Annotated in this window: 13 protein-coding genes; 6 read left to right on the top strand and 7 right to left on the bottom strand. The window is 58.1% G+C overall.

The window, feature by feature from the left end:
• Nucleotides 1–231: 231 nt before the first annotated feature.
• Nucleotides 232–1,008: a DedA family protein gene (locus QWJ34_RS23145; RefSeq protein WP_302731471.1), complete on the top strand. Its 777-nt coding sequence runs from the start codon at nt 232–234 to the stop codon at nt 1,006–1,008.
• Between the two features lie 143 nt (nt 1,009–1,151).
• Here the strand turns inward: QWJ34_RS23145 and QWJ34_RS23140 are convergent, their stop codons facing one another.
• Nucleotides 1,152–1,388: a hypothetical protein gene (locus QWJ34_RS23140; protein ID WP_302731470.1), complete on the bottom strand. Its 237-nt coding sequence runs from the start codon at nt 1,386–1,388 to the stop codon at nt 1,152–1,154.
• 369 nt (nt 1,389–1,757) lie between these two features.
• A complete protein-coding gene (gene bcp, locus QWJ34_RS23135) occupies nt 1,758–2,216 on the bottom strand; it encodes a thioredoxin-dependent thiol peroxidase (RefSeq protein WP_302731469.1) in 459 nt (152 codons plus the stop codon).
• A gap of 42 nt (nt 2,217–2,258) precedes the next feature.
• On the opposite strand from bcp, the gene QWJ34_RS23130 reads away from it, so the two are divergent.
• Nucleotides 2,259–2,555: a hypothetical protein gene (locus tag QWJ34_RS23130; RefSeq protein ID WP_302731468.1), complete on the top strand. Its 297-nt coding sequence runs from the start codon at nt 2,259–2,261 to the stop codon at nt 2,553–2,555.
• Between the two features lie 318 nt (nt 2,556–2,873).
• Here QWJ34_RS23130 and QWJ34_RS23125 read toward each other — a convergent pair whose 3' ends face one another.
• From QWJ34_RS23125 to QWJ34_RS23115, 3 genes are read right to left on the bottom strand one after another with little or no spacing between them, the layout of a single operon-like run.
• Nucleotides 2,874–3,659, bottom strand: coding sequence for an ABC transporter permease (locus tag QWJ34_RS23125; RefSeq protein WP_302731467.1), 786 nt, complete (start codon nt 3,657–3,659; stop codon nt 2,874–2,876).
• 3 nt (nt 3,660–3,662) lie between these two features.
• Complete coding sequence (locus tag QWJ34_RS23120) at nt 3,663–4,457, bottom strand: ABC transporter permease (protein ID WP_302731486.1); 795 nt, start codon at nt 4,455–4,457, stop codon at nt 3,663–3,665.
• A complete protein-coding gene (locus QWJ34_RS23115) occupies nt 4,450–5,484 on the bottom strand; it encodes an ABC transporter ATP-binding protein (protein ID WP_302731466.1) in 1,035 nt (344 codons plus the stop codon). Before QWJ34_RS23115 ends, QWJ34_RS23120 begins: the two co-directional genes overlap by 8 nt.
• A gap of 284 nt (nt 5,485–5,768) precedes the next feature.
• On the opposite strand from QWJ34_RS23115, the gene QWJ34_RS23110 reads away from it, so the two are divergent.
• Nucleotides 5,769–6,890: an LCP family protein gene (locus QWJ34_RS23110; protein ID WP_302731465.1), complete on the top strand. Its 1,122-nt coding sequence runs from the start codon at nt 5,769–5,771 to the stop codon at nt 6,888–6,890.
• 453 nt (nt 6,891–7,343) lie between these two features.
• Nucleotides 7,344–8,651 carry a glutamate-1-semialdehyde 2,1-aminomutase gene (locus QWJ34_RS23105; protein ID WP_302731464.1) on the top strand — a complete coding sequence of 436 codons (1,308 nt, stop codon included), beginning with the start codon at nt 7,344–7,346 and terminating at the stop codon, nt 8,649–8,651.
• Between the two features lie 401 nt (nt 8,652–9,052).
• Here QWJ34_RS23105 and QWJ34_RS23100 read toward each other — a convergent pair whose 3' ends face one another.
• Nucleotides 9,053–9,598 carry a hypothetical protein gene (locus tag QWJ34_RS23100; RefSeq protein WP_302731463.1) on the bottom strand — a complete coding sequence of 182 codons (546 nt, stop codon included), beginning with the start codon at nt 9,596–9,598 and terminating at the stop codon, nt 9,053–9,055.
• Nucleotides 9,599–9,743: 145 nt separating this feature from the next.
• On the opposite strand from QWJ34_RS23100, the gene QWJ34_RS23095 reads away from it, so the two are divergent.
• Together QWJ34_RS23095 and QWJ34_RS23090 are read left to right on the top strand one after the other, a co-directional pair.
• Nucleotides 9,744–10,691, top strand: coding sequence for an ATP-binding protein (locus tag QWJ34_RS23095; protein ID WP_302731462.1), 948 nt, complete (start codon nt 9,744–9,746; stop codon nt 10,689–10,691).
• 30 nt (nt 10,692–10,721) lie between these two features.
• Nucleotides 10,722–11,630, top strand: a complete 909-nt coding sequence (locus tag QWJ34_RS23090) for a tetratricopeptide repeat protein (protein WP_302731461.1) — start codon at nt 10,722–10,724, stop codon at nt 11,628–11,630.
• A gap of 290 nt (nt 11,631–11,920) precedes the next feature.
• Here the strand turns inward: QWJ34_RS23090 and QWJ34_RS23085 are convergent, their stop codons facing one another.
• Entirely contained in the window at nt 11,921–15,073 is a 3,153-nt protein-coding gene (locus tag QWJ34_RS23085) for a PAS domain S-box protein (protein ID WP_302731460.1), read from the bottom strand.
• Nucleotides 15,074–15,291 lie beyond the last annotated feature (218 nt).

Below are 15,291 nucleotides of genomic sequence, written 5' to 3'. Positions count from 1 at the left end.
TAATTCCTGTCGCTATTATACCGATGCCCCATATATACCGCAAGAAAAAAAGGGAGTTTGCGCGTTCCCTCGTCCGCGTGCGGAAGACGGCGGGAACAGAAGTTGGATTTTTAGGGACGGTCTGGCGTAAAATCAATACAAAAGCACAATCCCGGCAAGCCATCCCAACCCGTCGGCGCGCTCGGCGCGGCGGGTGAAAACGCCCAATCCGCAAAAGGAGCTCGAAGTCCCATGGAAATATTCAGAATGGTTCAGGAACTGTTCGCCAATTACGGCTACCTCGTCCTGTTTCTCGGTCTGCTGCTCGAATGCATCGCGCTGCCTTTTCCCGGAGAAACGACGATGGCGTACGCCGGTTATCTTTCCTATAAAGACATGCTTCGATTCGACGTCCTGCTGCTGCTCGCTTTTCTCGGCACCACGACGGGCATGGCGATTACGTACTTCATCGGCAAAAAGGCGGGCCTGCCTTTCCTGCGGCGCTTCGGCGGCTGGCTCTTCAAAGAAAGCAAGCTTGTCAAAACGCAGGCTTTCTTCGATAAGTACGGTCCCGGCCTTATGTTCTTCGGCTACTTCATCCCGGGAGTCCGGCACTTCACCGGCTACCTGGCGGGCATCATGGATATTTCCTTCAAAAAATTCGCGGCCTATGCGTTCTCCGGCGCTTTTCTATGGACGCTGCTGTTCCTCGGCCTCGGCAAAATCTTCGGGCCGCAGTGGTCGATCGCGTTCGAACTGGCCGAGCATTACGCCGTCTGGATCGTATCGGTCGCGTTCCTGGCGCTGTGTTTGTTCCTGATCTTCAAATACCGCGTATGGACGGCTGCGATCCTGGCGGCTTTTCCGCGCTATCTGGCGGGCGGGCGGCGGCGCAGAGCCGCGGCCAAGCGCCGCCGGCAGCGCATCCGCGCTTTCCGCCGCAGCCGGCTCAAGCACGCCCGCATCGTCCGGCTCGCTCCGGGCCGCTTCCCGTCCAAGATCGTGCTCAAGTCTCGGCCCAAGCCGTAATCCCCCGTCCATCGCGCATCGCGAAAAAGCCGGCAGTCCCCACTGCCGGCTTTTGGTCGAGCTTATATTCGTTCCTGTTCAAATGATGCAAAATCGCTGCCGTCCGAACACTCCCGGATTCGTACGCCGCCTTATTTTTGATGTTATGCCCGTGCGTTTGCCGTTTCTGTCTCCGGTCGAGGACTGTTTGCCGCCGTTTCCGGCTTCTCCGATGTCTGAATGCCCCGCATTTCCATCTCCATCAGCAGATCCATATAAAGGCGTTTGGCCTGTTCGCAGGCTGCGGAAATCTCGTTCTCTCTAACGTTTTTGTAAATTCCCCGCAGCTTCGCGTTATACGAATTATGATCCACCTTCACCCATGCTGGAATAGTTTGCATTTCAGTACCCTTCTTTCCCCCAAAAATCGTTCGGACTTCCTTATTCGACCGAGCCCGAATCGGCCCCCCTGCCGGCACGGCCGCCGGCCGGTCAAACTTGTCCGCACGCGCGGCCGCTCATCGAGCGAACCGTCGCTTGGATTCGTATCGGCGCGTCACTAAACGGCCGAATACGAATACATCCTATTAATTCCCTCCGTTTCCTACTTGATTTTTCATAACTCAACAACACTTTTCATATACCTCATAAATTTAAACTTTTTTCCGATTTTTCTCAAATGTTTTTTACGTTTTTGTGTCAATTGTCGGAAAATCTTCAATAAAAAGACCGCTTTCCCGGCAGGAAGGCGGTTGAATCGATGAATCGGCTTAAGAGCCGACGGCTTGAAGCACTTCGTCGACATGGCCTTCGACTTTGACTTTGCGCCATTCGCGCACAAGCTTTCCTTCTTCGTCGAGCAGGAAAGTCGAACGCACAATGCCTTCGTACTCTTTGCCGAAGTTCTTTTTGAGCTGCCAGACGCCGAACGATTCGCTGACTTTATGCTCGGTATCGGACAGCAGCGGAAACGGCAGATCGTATTTGGCGCCGAATTTCTCGTGCGACTGCACATCGTCCGCGCTAATGCCGATCACTGCGGCGTTGCGGGTGGTGAAATAGCTTTCCGAATCGCGGAAATCGCAGGCCTGCTGCGTGCAGCCCGGCGTCATGTCTTTCGGATAGAAGTAGATCACGAGCTTCTTGCCCAGATAATCGCTGAGCTTGATTTCTTCTCCCCCGACAGCCGGCAGGCTGAACTCGGGGACTTTTTGTCCGACCGTTACCATAAAAATCGCTCCTTTTGAGTGGGAATGTGGGGGTTGTGCTGGGTGGCCGCTCCGGAGAAAGGGGCCTTACGATCGCTGTCTCGGTTTGATTTCTTCGATTATATTTTAACAGAGGTGAAATCAAACCTCAAAGGCGACCACTTCGTTTCTCCAGGCTCCCTTTCTCCTCCGCTTGCTGCGGCGCGCAAAAAACATTTCGCAAATCAAAACTCGCTCTCCGGCGAGGACCCGAGCCGCCGTATTCAGCCGGCTCTTGAACTGCGTGCGCCGGCGTTCCGCTGCCGGAACCGGCGCGGGGGAAATAGCCTGTTGGTACAAATTTATTGGGATTGGGACTAGAACTGGGATTGGGACTCCGGTTTCGCGAACAGGTACACAGCGCCTCCCACACCGAGGTTCCGCTTCGCGGAACCGCCGGTGTCCGTTCATCTTTAGACCGTCAAAGCCGGCACAAGCGCAGCGTGCCGGTACTTCCCCCGCCCTCCCCCACTGTGAGCAGGAATGGAGCGGAGGGGGAAAGGAGCCTGGAGAAGCGGAGCGTTCGCCTTTGACAGGCCATTTCACCCCTATTAAAAATATAATCAAAGAAATGGAATGGAGACAGCGATCGTAAGGCCCTTTCCCCCGGAGCGTCTCCCAGTCCATCCCAGGCTCCCTTTACGAACCCGCCCCCCTGTACCGTTTCACCCCAATATTCCAGCTCACCACCCCAATCGCCAAAAAAACACCCCCCATCACCGGAGTCAGCCACGCCATGTGGAACATTTCCGTCCGCCCGAGAAACAGCGAAGCCGGATAAACGCCGACAAAGGCGAACGGCAGAATCCACGTCAGCAGCACCTGGATAAAGCGGTTGTAGATCGTCACGGGATAGCGGCCGTAGTTCTGGATGTTGTACAGCAGCGGGATGATGCCCGTCGGCGAATCGGAATAGAACGAGACCGACGTCAGCGTGATATACACGCCGCTGTAGATCAGCATGGCGCTGACCGAGAACAGCAGCATGACCGGAATATGCCACCACATGAACTCCAGCCCGAGCTGTCCGCCGCTGGCGATCATGATGACCACGCCGATCAGCGAGCCGATCAGGGACGGCGGATCGACATTTTCCAGGAAGATCTGAAACAAATTGTAGGCGGGACGCGTCAGGATTCTATCCATCTCGCCTTTTACAATATAGCGGTCGCCGAAATTCCACAGATTGACGAAACAGCTGAACAGCCCGTACGGCACCATAAAGAATCCGTACACGAAGATGACTTCGGCCTCGCTCCAGCCGCCCAGCGAATCCGTATGGCCGAACACGACGAAGATGAACACGAGATTGGTCGCCTGCGTCATCAGGTCCGAGATCACCTCGACCCAGAAGTCCGCGCGGTAAGTCAGCCTCGTTTTCATATAATTCTTGAGATATTCGAATACCAGTCCGATATAGTACACGGCTCAGCCCCCCTGCACGAACAGCCGCTTGCGCGCCGCCCGCCACATCAAATAAATCGGAAGCAGCAGGCCGAAGAACCACAGCAGCTGAATGCCGAATACGTCGAGAATCCCGGTGCCCTTCGTGCGTCCCGTAAACACCGAACCCGGCAGATACGTGATCGCCTGAAACGGCAGCCACTGCATGATGCCGCTGAGCCAGCCGGGAAACAAACTGATCGGGATCACGAGGCCGGAGAACAGATCGACCACGACGCGCTTCATGCGCATCAGCCCGTCGTTGTTTTCCACGAAGAAAGCCGCGAGGCCGGTCAGGATGTTAAGCTGCGAATTGATCAGGAAGCTGAAGAACAGCATAACCAGAAATCCGATCCACGCCACCGGGTCGCTCGGCAGCTTTACCGGAAACAGCAGCAGCGCCAGCGCCATGCCGGGGATCATAAACAGCAGGAAGCGGAACAATCCTTCGCCGAAGCCCTGCATCATTTTGACGAACAAATAGTTGTACGGGCGGATAAACTGGATCGCGATCGAGCCGTCCCGGATATCCGTGGCGATCTCGCGGTCCAGGTTGTTGAAATAAAACGCGCGAGCCATCCACGACACTGCGACGTAGGTCGTCATCTGGGACGCGGTGAAGCCGCCGATCTCGCCTTTGCCGCCGTAGATCGCCTGCCAGGTGAAGTAGTAGACGCCGATGTTGAGCATGTAGATCAGGATGCCGGAATAATAGTTCACCCGGTACGCCAGCATGGTCAGGAAACGGATGCGGATAAAGTCGGTATAAGCGCTAAGCATGGGGCGCACGCACGCTTTCTTCCGGCAGTCCCGCCGAACCCGACCGGTAAATCTGGCGTACGATCTCGTCGGTCGTCGTTTCGGTGATCTTGATATCGGTGATCTCCGCCTGTCCGACGACCCGCGCCAGCACGTCCGACACGTTCACTTCGCCCGGCACCAGCACTTCGGCGTGCAGCTCGTTGTCGGCGGTCCAGCTCACGTCCAGCCCTCCGGTCAGCAAACGCAGCCGGTCGAGCGGACAAGCCGCGCCGAACCGGAACGTGACGCGGGTGCCCTGTCCCCAGCGCGTTTTGAGCGTATCCAGACCGCCGTCGTAGATAACATGGCCTTCGTCCAGCATAATGACCCGCGAGCACAGCGCTTCGATATCCTGCAGGTCGTGCGTGGTCAGCAGGATCGTCGTGCCGTACTGGCGGTTCATGTCTTTCAAAAATTCGCGGATCTCCGTCTTGACGATGATATCGAGACCGATGGTCGGCTCGTCCAGAAACACGATCGACGGATTGTGCAGCAGCGCGGCGACCAGTTCGCATCTCATGCGCTGGCCGAGGCTGAGCTTGCGCACGGGACGGCTGAGCAGCTCGCCCAGATCCAACCGCTGCACCAGCTCGTCGAGCCTTTTGCGATAATCCTGCTCCGGCACGCCGTACACTTTGCGCAGCAGGCCGAACGATTCGATCACGCCGATGTCCCACCAGAGCTGGCTGCGCTGGCCGAACACGACGCCGATATTGCGGACGAACTTCTCGCGCTCCTCGTGCGGCACATAGCCGCCCACGTTCAGCCTGCCCGACGTCGGGACGAGGATGCCGGTCAGCATCTTGATCGTCGTCGATTTGCCCGCGCCGTTCTCGCCGATGTAGCCGCAGATCTCGCCCTGCGGGATCGAGAACGAGATATCGTCGACCGCCGCCACTTCGTTGTACTGTCTGGAGAACAGATCCTGCAGCGCGCCTTTGAGGCCGCCCCGGTTCTGCTGGACTTTGAATATTTTGCTCAAATGCTCCACTTCGATGGCTTTCATAGACGTTCCTCTCTGCAACAACCTTTATAAACTCGGCTGGTTTTTTTTGTAAAAAGCCATTGCAATGCGGTTCAGCGTGAAAATTCGGGGGTATTCAGCGTTAAGATGTTCTGCGCTCGATACGGTGCAAACCCGGTACAACCCACATTTACCCCGAATTCCCCAAAAAGATCCGTGCCGGAAGGCAATTGCCTGATGCTCCGAAAAAAATTATAATGTAGGGATGCAGCGAAGGCAAACGATAGACTCGCGCATTCCCGACACAGCGAAAGGAAGAACAACGAATGACGAAAAGACATAAAAGGACCCTGATCTGGGTTCTGTCCCTCCTCCTGGCGTCCGCGGCCGGGTACACCGCCTACTATTTTACCAGTCTGTACAATCAGGTCTCGGGCCTGCAAAAAGTCGGCGAAAGCTCGCCGTTCCGCAGTCTGCCCGTCACCGAAACCGCCAAAGTTCCCGAACCGCCGAAATGGGAAGGCAGCGAACCGGTCAATATCCTGCTGATGGGCGTGGACTCCCGCGGCAGCGAAGAAGACGAGATCCCCCGTTCCGATTCCATGATCGTCGCATCGATCGACCCTGACAAGAAAACGATCAACATGTTCTCCATCATGCGCGATACCTATACCGATATTCCGGACCACGGCAAGCAGCGGATCAACGCCGCGATCACCCACGGGCCGAACGTCGCCATGCAGACCGTGTCCGATCTGCTCGGCATCCCGATCCAGTATTATGTGTATACCGACTTCCAGGGCTTCATCAAGCTGGTGGACGCTGTCGGCGGAGTCGATTTTTATGTGGAAAAAGACATGAAATACCTGACTACGGCCGACGGACCTCAGTACGATATCGACCTCAAGGAAGGCCAGCAGCATCTCGACGGCACCACGGCGCTCCAGTACGTGCGCTTCCGGCACGACCGTTTGTCCGACTTTACCCGTACCGGCCGCCAGCGCGAATTCCTGCAGGCGATCGCCGACAAATTGAAGACTTCGACTTCGATCATGAACCTGCCGAATATCCTGGAGCAGGTCAGCCCGTATATCGATACGAACATGAGCGTCGGCGATATGTGGAAACTCGCCACCGTCGCTTACGACAGCAGCATGGGCGGCAGCGAACAGATCCCGCCGAACCCGCTGCTGCGCGAAGTCACCATCGACGGCGCGGCCGTTCTGACCGTGAGCAGCGAAGAAAAGCTCAAACAGTTTATCCAGGACACGCTGAACGCTCCCGCCGAAGAACAAACGCCGGCCGACGCCGATCCGAACGGCTCGGGCGGCGAAGAAACTCCGGGCGGGACTTCGCCGGGCGAAGAAGCGCCGGGCAGCGTGCCGGAGCCGGATACTTCGGCGCCGAAGACCGAAGCGCAGAGCCCGGAGACCGGCGACAGCCAGTAAGCGGCGGCCGGCAGGAAAGCCGGCAGGAAAGACAGAGCGCGGACAAGGGTAAACGTCGTTGAATCCGGCGTCCAACCCGGCGGGCGCGAAACGCGGAACCCCTTCGTTTCGGCGGCAGCCGCGAACCGTAACCAAATCGTCCCTGTACGAGGGACTCAAAATTCGTTACCCTTAAAGAGCGCCCTTTCCGGGGCGCTCATTGTGTTGAGAAGGTTTGATTTTGGGGACGAAGCGATCGAGCGGAGGGAGAAATTCAGTGAAGTCAAGACTTTCGAAGAAAGTCACTTCGGAAGCCTATGCTTGATAGCGGTCGCCTTTGAAATCGAGAAAATTCCGCTAAAATTCAATTCCATTTCTCAATTTCAACACGCGACTGGAACGAATTTCTCCCGCAGCCCACAAGCTTCTTTTACGAATAGAACTTTCCCGATAATTCTGAAAGGATCGTGAACCATGAATCGTCCAAATTCCGAAAGACTCTACGCCGAAGCGCTCGAACATATCGTCGGAGGCGTCAACAGCCCGTCCCGCTCGTTCAAAGCGGTCGGTGGAGGCGCGCCCGTCTTCATGCAGCGGGGCCAGGGCTCCCGTTTCTGGGACGTCGACGGCAACGAATACATCGACTACCTGGCCGCTTACGGCCCGATCATCACCGGCCACGCGCATCCGCATATCACGGAAGCGATCGTGCGCGCCGCGCAAAGCGGCACGCTGTACGGCACCCCGACCGAGCTTGAGATCAAGCTCGCCAAGATGCTCAAAGACGCGATTCCGTCGCTCGACAAAGTCCGCTTCGTCAACTCCGGCACCGAAGCCGTCATGTCGACGATCCGCGTCGCGCGCGCGTATACCAACCGCTCGAAGATCATCAAGTTCGCCGGCTGCTACCACGGCCACTCGGACCTGGTGCTCGTCGCGGCCGGCTCCGGCCCGTCCACGCTCGGCACGCCGGACAGCGCGGGCGTTCCCGCCAGCATCGCGCAGGAAGTCATCACCGTGCCGTTCAACGATCTGCAGGGGCTCGAAGACGCCCTGAACCAGTGGGAAGGCCAGATCGCGGCCGTCATGGTCGAGCCGATCGTCGGCAACTTCGGCATGGTCATGCCGCAGCAGGGCTTCCTCGAGGGCCTGTGCAAGCTGGCCCACGACCACGGCGCGCTGGTGATCTACGACGAAGTCATCACCGCGTTCCGCTTCCATTACGGTTCGGCGCAGACCTACAGCGGTCTGGACAACCACGACGCCATTACGCCGGACCTGACGGCGCTCGGCAAGATCCTCGGCGGCGGCCTGCCGATCGGCGCCTACGGCGGCCGCAAGCATGTCATGGAGCAGGTCGCTCCGCTCGGACCGGCTTACCAGGCCGGCACGATGGCCGGCAATCCGGCTTCCGTCTCGGCGGGCATCGCCTGCCTGGAAGTGCTCCAGGGCGCGGACGTCTACGACGAGATGAACCGTCTGGCGATTCGCCTGACGGACGGTATCGCCGAAGCCGCCAAGCGCCGCGGCGTGCCGCTGACGATCAACCGCATCCGCGGCTCGTTCTCGACGCATTTCTGCGACCACCCGGTCACGAACTACGAGGAAGCGCAGGACACCGACGGCGAAGCGTTCGCGGCGTTCTTCCGCGGCATGCTGGAGCGCGGCGTCTGCCTCGCCCCGTCGAAGTACGAAGCCTGGTTCCTGACGACGGCGCATACCGACGAAGATATCGACCGGACGCTGGACGCGGCCGACGGCGCGCTGAAAGCGATGCGCTAGTCCTCGGTTGGTTTCCAACCGAGGGAAGATCGCATTCTGCGGCGCGATAAAAGCGACGCGCGGACTTCGCGCCGGAATGAAAAATGCACAAGAAAAGGCGATCCCGTCCAGCGGATCGCCTTTTCTTTGTCCGAATCTTTTTTGCATGTTCGGTTTTGCGCGTCTTGTTTGGTTTGTCCTGTCTACCCGCCAGAGGCCGTTTACCTTTTGCGGACTTCCGCTCCTTCGCTTCAATCCTCGCCCCGCTCAATGTCCGGCTTACGAGGAATGCTGCGGATGTGCATCATTTCGCGCAAAAATCGGCCGAAAAACCGAAAATGCTGCGGACGTGCATCAATATTCCGCGTTTTCCGGCTAAACCGCCGAAGTCGCCCGAAAATGATGCACCTGCGCAGCATTTTTCAATTCAAAGCTTGCAGCGAGGAAAAATGCTGCATATCCGCAGCATTGCCGCCGCCCATCAGCTCCCGCAAATCAAAATCCCGATACAATCCGTCTCCCCATTTCACGCGCGCAGTCGCTTTTTCGCGGCCGGCAAGCAGACTTTCATACCTTTCCCTGTGCATTTCCACCGCAAAGCTGTAGAATCCCGCGGATGCGCGCGGAATATCGACCCGCTGCGCCTCGTCCGTGTAAATCCATTCCGTTCCCGGCTCGCCGGGCAGGATCTCTACCCGTACATTGCGCATCTGCCGGAGCGGATTGCCGTTGGCGATCTCCAGCAGCAGCGGCAGTTCCGTTTCACGCGGCGCGCTTTCCCGCTCCGCAGCCACGGAAACTTCGGCCCGATCCGACGCTCCCGCTTCCGTCCGCGCAGCCGCTCCGCCTTGAAGCTTCGGCGGGAACAGCGCAAACGAAGCAAAGCCGAACACCGCCTCGCCGGCGATCAGCAGCAGCGCCAGCAGAAATGCGGACACTGCGAGTTTTTTTCTTATCGGCGTTTTCATCGTCCACTCTCCCTTTCCCGTTTACCGGCCCCTCCGATATAGACGCGGGCTGCGGGCCGAAAGTTTTGCGCCGGAGAGCGTTTGTGGTGAAAGCCCGCCGCGATGGGTATAATGAGAAAAAAAGGCCAGCAAGAAAGGAGATTCCATGGACGACGATAAAGAGCAGCGCCGCAAAAATCTCAAGGTCATTCAATTCGACAAAAACGCCGAAGACCTGGTGGAAAGCGAGAAACCGACCGTCACCTTCGCCGAAGTCGGCGGCATGGAAGAGATCAAGAAAAAGATCCGCATGAACTTCATTATGCCGCTCAAGCAGCCGGAGCTGTTCGCCGCGTACGGCCGGCAGGCCGGGGGATCGCTGCTGCTGTACGGGCCGCCGGGCTGCGGGAAAACGTTCCTGGCCCGCGCCGTCGCCGGGGAGATCGAAGCTACTTTTCTGCATCTGGAGCTCCAGGCGATCCTGTCGATGTACGTGGGCGGAAGCGAGCACAATCTGCACGATATTTTTGAAAAAGCCCGCGCCGAAGCGCCCTGCGTATTGTTTATCGACGAACTCGACGCGCTCGGCGGCAGCCGGCAGGGCATGCGCCAGCACCACGACCGCATGCTGGTCAACCAGCTGCTGATCGAACTCGACGGCCTGGCGAGCTTCAACGAAAATGTTTTTATCATCGGGGCCACCAACACGCCCTGGTATCTCGATTCCGCGCTGCGCCGCCCGGGCCGGTTCAACAATCTGCTGTTCGTTCCGCCTCCGGAGGAAGAAGAACGCGGCACGATCCTCGATCTGAAGCTGGCCGGCAAACCGGCGCAGGGCTTGAACGTGCGCAAGCTGGCCGAGAGCACGCCGCTGTTCTCGGGCGCCGATCTGGACCAGCTGGTGCGCGACGCGACCGAGATGGCGCTGGAACGCGCGATGGAAACGGGCGAGATCCAGCCCCTGGCGGAAACCGATTTCCGGCGCGTGCTGAAAAGCCGCCAGGCCTCCACGCTGGACTGGTTCGCCACGGCGCGCAATTACGCGACGTTCAGCGATACGAACGGCGAATACGGCCAGGTGCTGGAGTATATCAAAAAGCACCGGATTCGGTAACCTGTCCGAATCCCGACCAGGAGGCTTGCAATGGACGAATATATGCAAGAGCCGCAGACCGGTCCGGTGCCCGCGGGACTGCGGGCCGACCGGGTCCAGCGTCTGCTGGACTGGAACCGCTACAAGGACGCGCTGGCCGAAGCCGGCGAATGGCTGCGCGAAGAACCGGAAACGCCCGAACCGTACAACGCGCTGGCGCTGGCGTATCTCGGCCTGAACGACTTCGACAAAGCGCACGAGTGCCTCAACCAGGCGCTGAAACTCGATCCGGACGAAGCCGACGCCTGGTTCCTGCGCGCGGTGATCTATTACTCGACGCAGGATTGGGACAATATGCAGCAGGCGGCGGCCGAAGGGCTTCGCATCGATCCGGAAAGGGCGCATCTGCATTACCTGCTCGCCAATATGCATAACAAGAAAGGCAAATTCGACCGGGCGCTGTCCAGTATCGAGCAGGCGATGAACCTCCAGCCGGAGCGCGGATTGTACGCCGCGCTGTACAGTTACGTGCTCGCCAATCTGAACGAGATCGCCCGCTCGAAGGAAGCTGCCGACACGGCGCTTCGGCTCGAAGCCGAAGACTCGATGGCTTTTCTGTACCTCGGCTGGGCGGCGGACCGCCGCGGCGACGCCCGCGCCGCCAAAGCGATGATGGAGCAGGCGATCCGGCTCGATCCCGACGACGAGCAGACGCGCACGGAATACATGCAGGCGCTGCAAAAAAACTACTGGTTTTACCGCATCTTCACGCTGCCGCTGTTCCTGCGGCGCTTTAAGCCGTGGCAGCTGGTGCTGACCTGGATCGCGGTCTGGATCTTGTTCCGGCCGCTTGTGGTCGTGTTGATTCTGCTGTATATTCTTGCCCAACTGCTGAGCAAGATCTTTGTGCATATCCAGGTTTACGGCTGGCATCGCGCGCCGAAAAGGCGGAGGAAATAATCCTCCGCCTCAGGTTATCGAGAAAGTCCCATTCGCAAAACATCCATGAAGGCTGCGGAGAAAATTCGTTAGCGTACGCTTCCGACGTGCCTTTCTTCGAAAGGCTTGAGGTCGCGTGTTGAAATCAGGAAGAGAGATTAGATTTTAGTGGAATCTTCCCGATTTCAAAGGCGAACATTATCATTCCTTCACTGAATTTCTCTCTCCGCTCTTTCCTTTTGCTCAAAATCAGACTTTCTCGACACGTTGAGGCGCGCACGCTCCGCTTTTCGATTCAACCGCCGGCGCCGTTACCGCTCCCGGCGGCCGTCCATAAACGCCCGGCGCCGTCCGTCCGGGTCCAGCAGGATCCGGCGCACTTCCGCTTCGGAAATCGGCTTGGCGATGTAGTCCTGCAGTCCGCTTTCCCGGCATTCTTCTTCGAAGCCGGGACGCACGAGCGCGGTAACCGCGACCAGGTAAGGGCGGGTTTCCGCCGGAATCATCTGGCGAATCAGGCGTGCCGCCGTCAAGCCGTCCATCTGCGGCATCTGGATATCCATGAAGACGATATCGTAAGACTTTTTCACGGCGGCCGCGAAAGCTTCGATGCCGTTGACGGCAGTGTCGACCCGGCAGCCGGATTTCTCCAGCAGTTCCGTCAGCAGACGGCGGTTGACCGGATGGTCTTCGGCGATCAGCACCTGCAGGTCCTGCGTTTCGGCGTTTTGTATCGGTTCTCCCGACGAAGTCGCCGGGATTCTCGCCCCCGCATGAAGCGCGGTTCCGTCCCCTTCGCGCAGGATGCCGCAAGGAAGCGTGAACCGGAAAACGGAGCCTTCGTTTTCCCGGCTTTCCGCCCGGATCGAGCCGCCCATCAATTCCACCAGCCGTTTGCAGATCGACAACCCGAGGCCGGTTCCGCCGTATTTGCGGTTGAGCGCCGGATGCAGCTGCGAGAACGACTGGAACAGCCGGTTCAGATTCTCGGCCGGAATACCCACGCCGGTATCCTGAACGCGGAATTCGAGCACCGTATCCGTTTGCGACTCGTCTTCGAGCCGTTCGACGCGGACTTCGATCTCTCCTTCTTCCGTGAACTTCACCGCGTTGCCGATCAGATTGGTCAGCACCTGGCGCAGCCGGCCCGAATCGGTTACGATCTCCTCCGGCACGTCCGGAGCGATGCGCCAGTTCAGCTTGACGCCTTTCTCCGCGGCTCTGGGCATAAACAGTTCCGCCGCTTCCGATACCAGCGGCATCAGCGCGAAGCGTTCCGGCTCCAACGACAGCCTGCCGGCATCGATCTTGCTGAAATCGAGCACGTCGTTCAGGATGCGCATCAGGGAATGTCCGCTGCGGCTGATAATGCCGGCGTATTCGCGCTGGGTCTGCGAAAGATCGGTATCCAGCAGCAGATCGGTCATGCCCAGCACGCCGTTCATCGGCGTACGAATCTCGTGGCTCATCATCGCCAGGAAGTCCGACTTGGCCGAAGCCGTTTGTTCGGCCTGTTCTTTTTGCCGCAGCACTTCGCGTTCGTTCGTAATATCGCGGAACACGACGACGGCTCCCCGAATCTCGCCTTTGTCGACGATCGGGTTGACCGTATACTCGACCAGGCAGCTCGATCCGTCCTTTTTCCAGAATACGTCTTCTTTCACCGTTCGAGTCCGGCTGTCCGTCAGCGTGCTGCAAATCGGGCATTCTTCGATCGTATAAGGAACGCCGCCGATTCCCGCATGTCCGAGCAAAGCGTGATTGTCGTGCCCGATGAATTCATCCTGCGCGAAGCCGAGCATCGACAGCGCGGAAGGATTGGTAAACATGGCGCGGCCGTCGTTGCCGATCCCGAAAATACCTTCCGAAACCGAATTCAGAATCAGCGTGTACTCGTAGCCGAGCTGTTCGATCCGCGCGATATACCGTTTGCGCTCGGTGATATCACTGGCGATTCCGTAGACTCCGACGACTTCGCCGTCAACGAAGATCGGAATATTAATTACGCTGATTTCGACTTTTTCGCCGCTTTCCCGGAAAAATACCGCTTCGTAATTCTGAGGCTCGCCGGAGCAGGCCGCGCGAAAATAACGATTGCTCCTTTCCAGATTCACATTCTCTACAGCCGACCGGTAAGGCGTCCCGACGATCTCCTCGCGTTTGAGGCCCAGGAGCTCGGCCATACGCTCGTTGCAGGAAGTGTAAACCCCGTTTAGATCGAGCGAGTACACGCCGGACGGATTGTATTCGAACAACGATTTATACCGCTGCTCGCTTTCCTTGAGTTCTCGCTCCGCTTCTTTGCGTTCCGTAATGTCGCGCGATACGCTGATGACTTCTCCCGGTGTCTGTATTCCTTCGCTTTCACCGAATCCCGACGTGCTTTCCAGCCATACGTAACGCCCGTCGGCCGCTTGGAAGCGAAAGTTCAGAACGCCGCCGCTGCCCGTTTCCGCCACCTCGCGCATGTAAGCGCCAACGGCGGGAATATCTTCCGGATGGCAGAAATCGAACGCGCTCCGACCTTCAAGCTGTTCCGGCGTGTAGCCGAACAATCTCTCGCAGGAAGGCGAAACGTACAGGAAAGTCGCTTCGCCGTTCGTGGACTGCCGGGTAATCAGATCGAGCGAGTTTTCGGCGATCAAACGGAAAGCCCGCTCGTTTTGCTGAAACTGGTTTTCCATTTCCGCCTGCGCCGTCACATCCTGCACCGTCCCGATTACATGATCCGTGCCGGTGTGCGGATCCTGTACCCGTTTGCCCGTGGAACGGCAGTGACGCTTCCGCTCCTTTCGGTCGAGAACGGTGTAGGACGTTTCGTAGGCTTCGCCGTCGTCTATCGCTTTTTGTACAGCCTCGGCTACCCGCACCCGATCTTCGGGAACGACCCGATCGAGCAGCTGCTCGATCCGCAGCGTCGCCTGTTTGGGATGCATATCGAACAATTCGTAAAAAGTAGAGGAGAAGGTCACCCGACCGAGCGCGATATCCAGATCCCAAAAAGCGACTTTGGCCATCTTCTCGACCTGCACGGAGCGCACGGCGGCTTCCTGAAGCTCCTGTTCCATCATGCGTTCGGTCGTGACGTCGCGGCAGATGATATAGACGCCGAAACGGCCCGCGAGATATTCGAGCGGCACGAATGTCAGATCGAGGCGCAGCAGACTTCCGTTCCGGTGCGGGGCCGCAATTTCCATGCCGCCGCTTCGCCCTTCCATCGCCTGCCGAAACAGGTCTGCAAGTTTGCCTGCCGTGTCGGGCAAAGCCCGATTTCCGCCCGGAATCAGACCCGAAAGCTCCTCCGGCGCGTACCCCGTCATACGTAAAACAGCCGGATTGGCATCCAGAACTTCGCCCGAAGCGTTCAGCACGATAATGCCGTCCGGGTGATTGGCCAGTATGGAATGATACGCGCCGCCGGGCGCAATCAATTTTTTGAGTTTATCGGTCCGATTCTGTTTCAAAGTAGCTGTTCCCTTCTTTACCTGTCGTAAAAGCCCAAGCGACGAAATCGGAACTTCGGCCCGAGCACTGTCGATTCGACACGTTCCGACCTATTGGTGCTTAATTATTACCCGCGCTTTTATTTTTTCACCCGATTATTCGATGGGAAAAGAACAAAAAGCCCGAAACCTCCAAAGATGGTTTCGGACTTTGCCGCAGATTTGGCGCAGCCGGGACT

This window comes from Saccharibacillus sp. CPCC 101409 (assembly GCF_030518235.1).
GTDB lineage: Bacteria > Bacillota > Bacilli > Paenibacillales > Paenibacillaceae > Saccharibacillus.
Note: the sequence above shows the minus strand (reverse complement) of the source record. Positions and strands in the feature narration are given on the sequence as shown.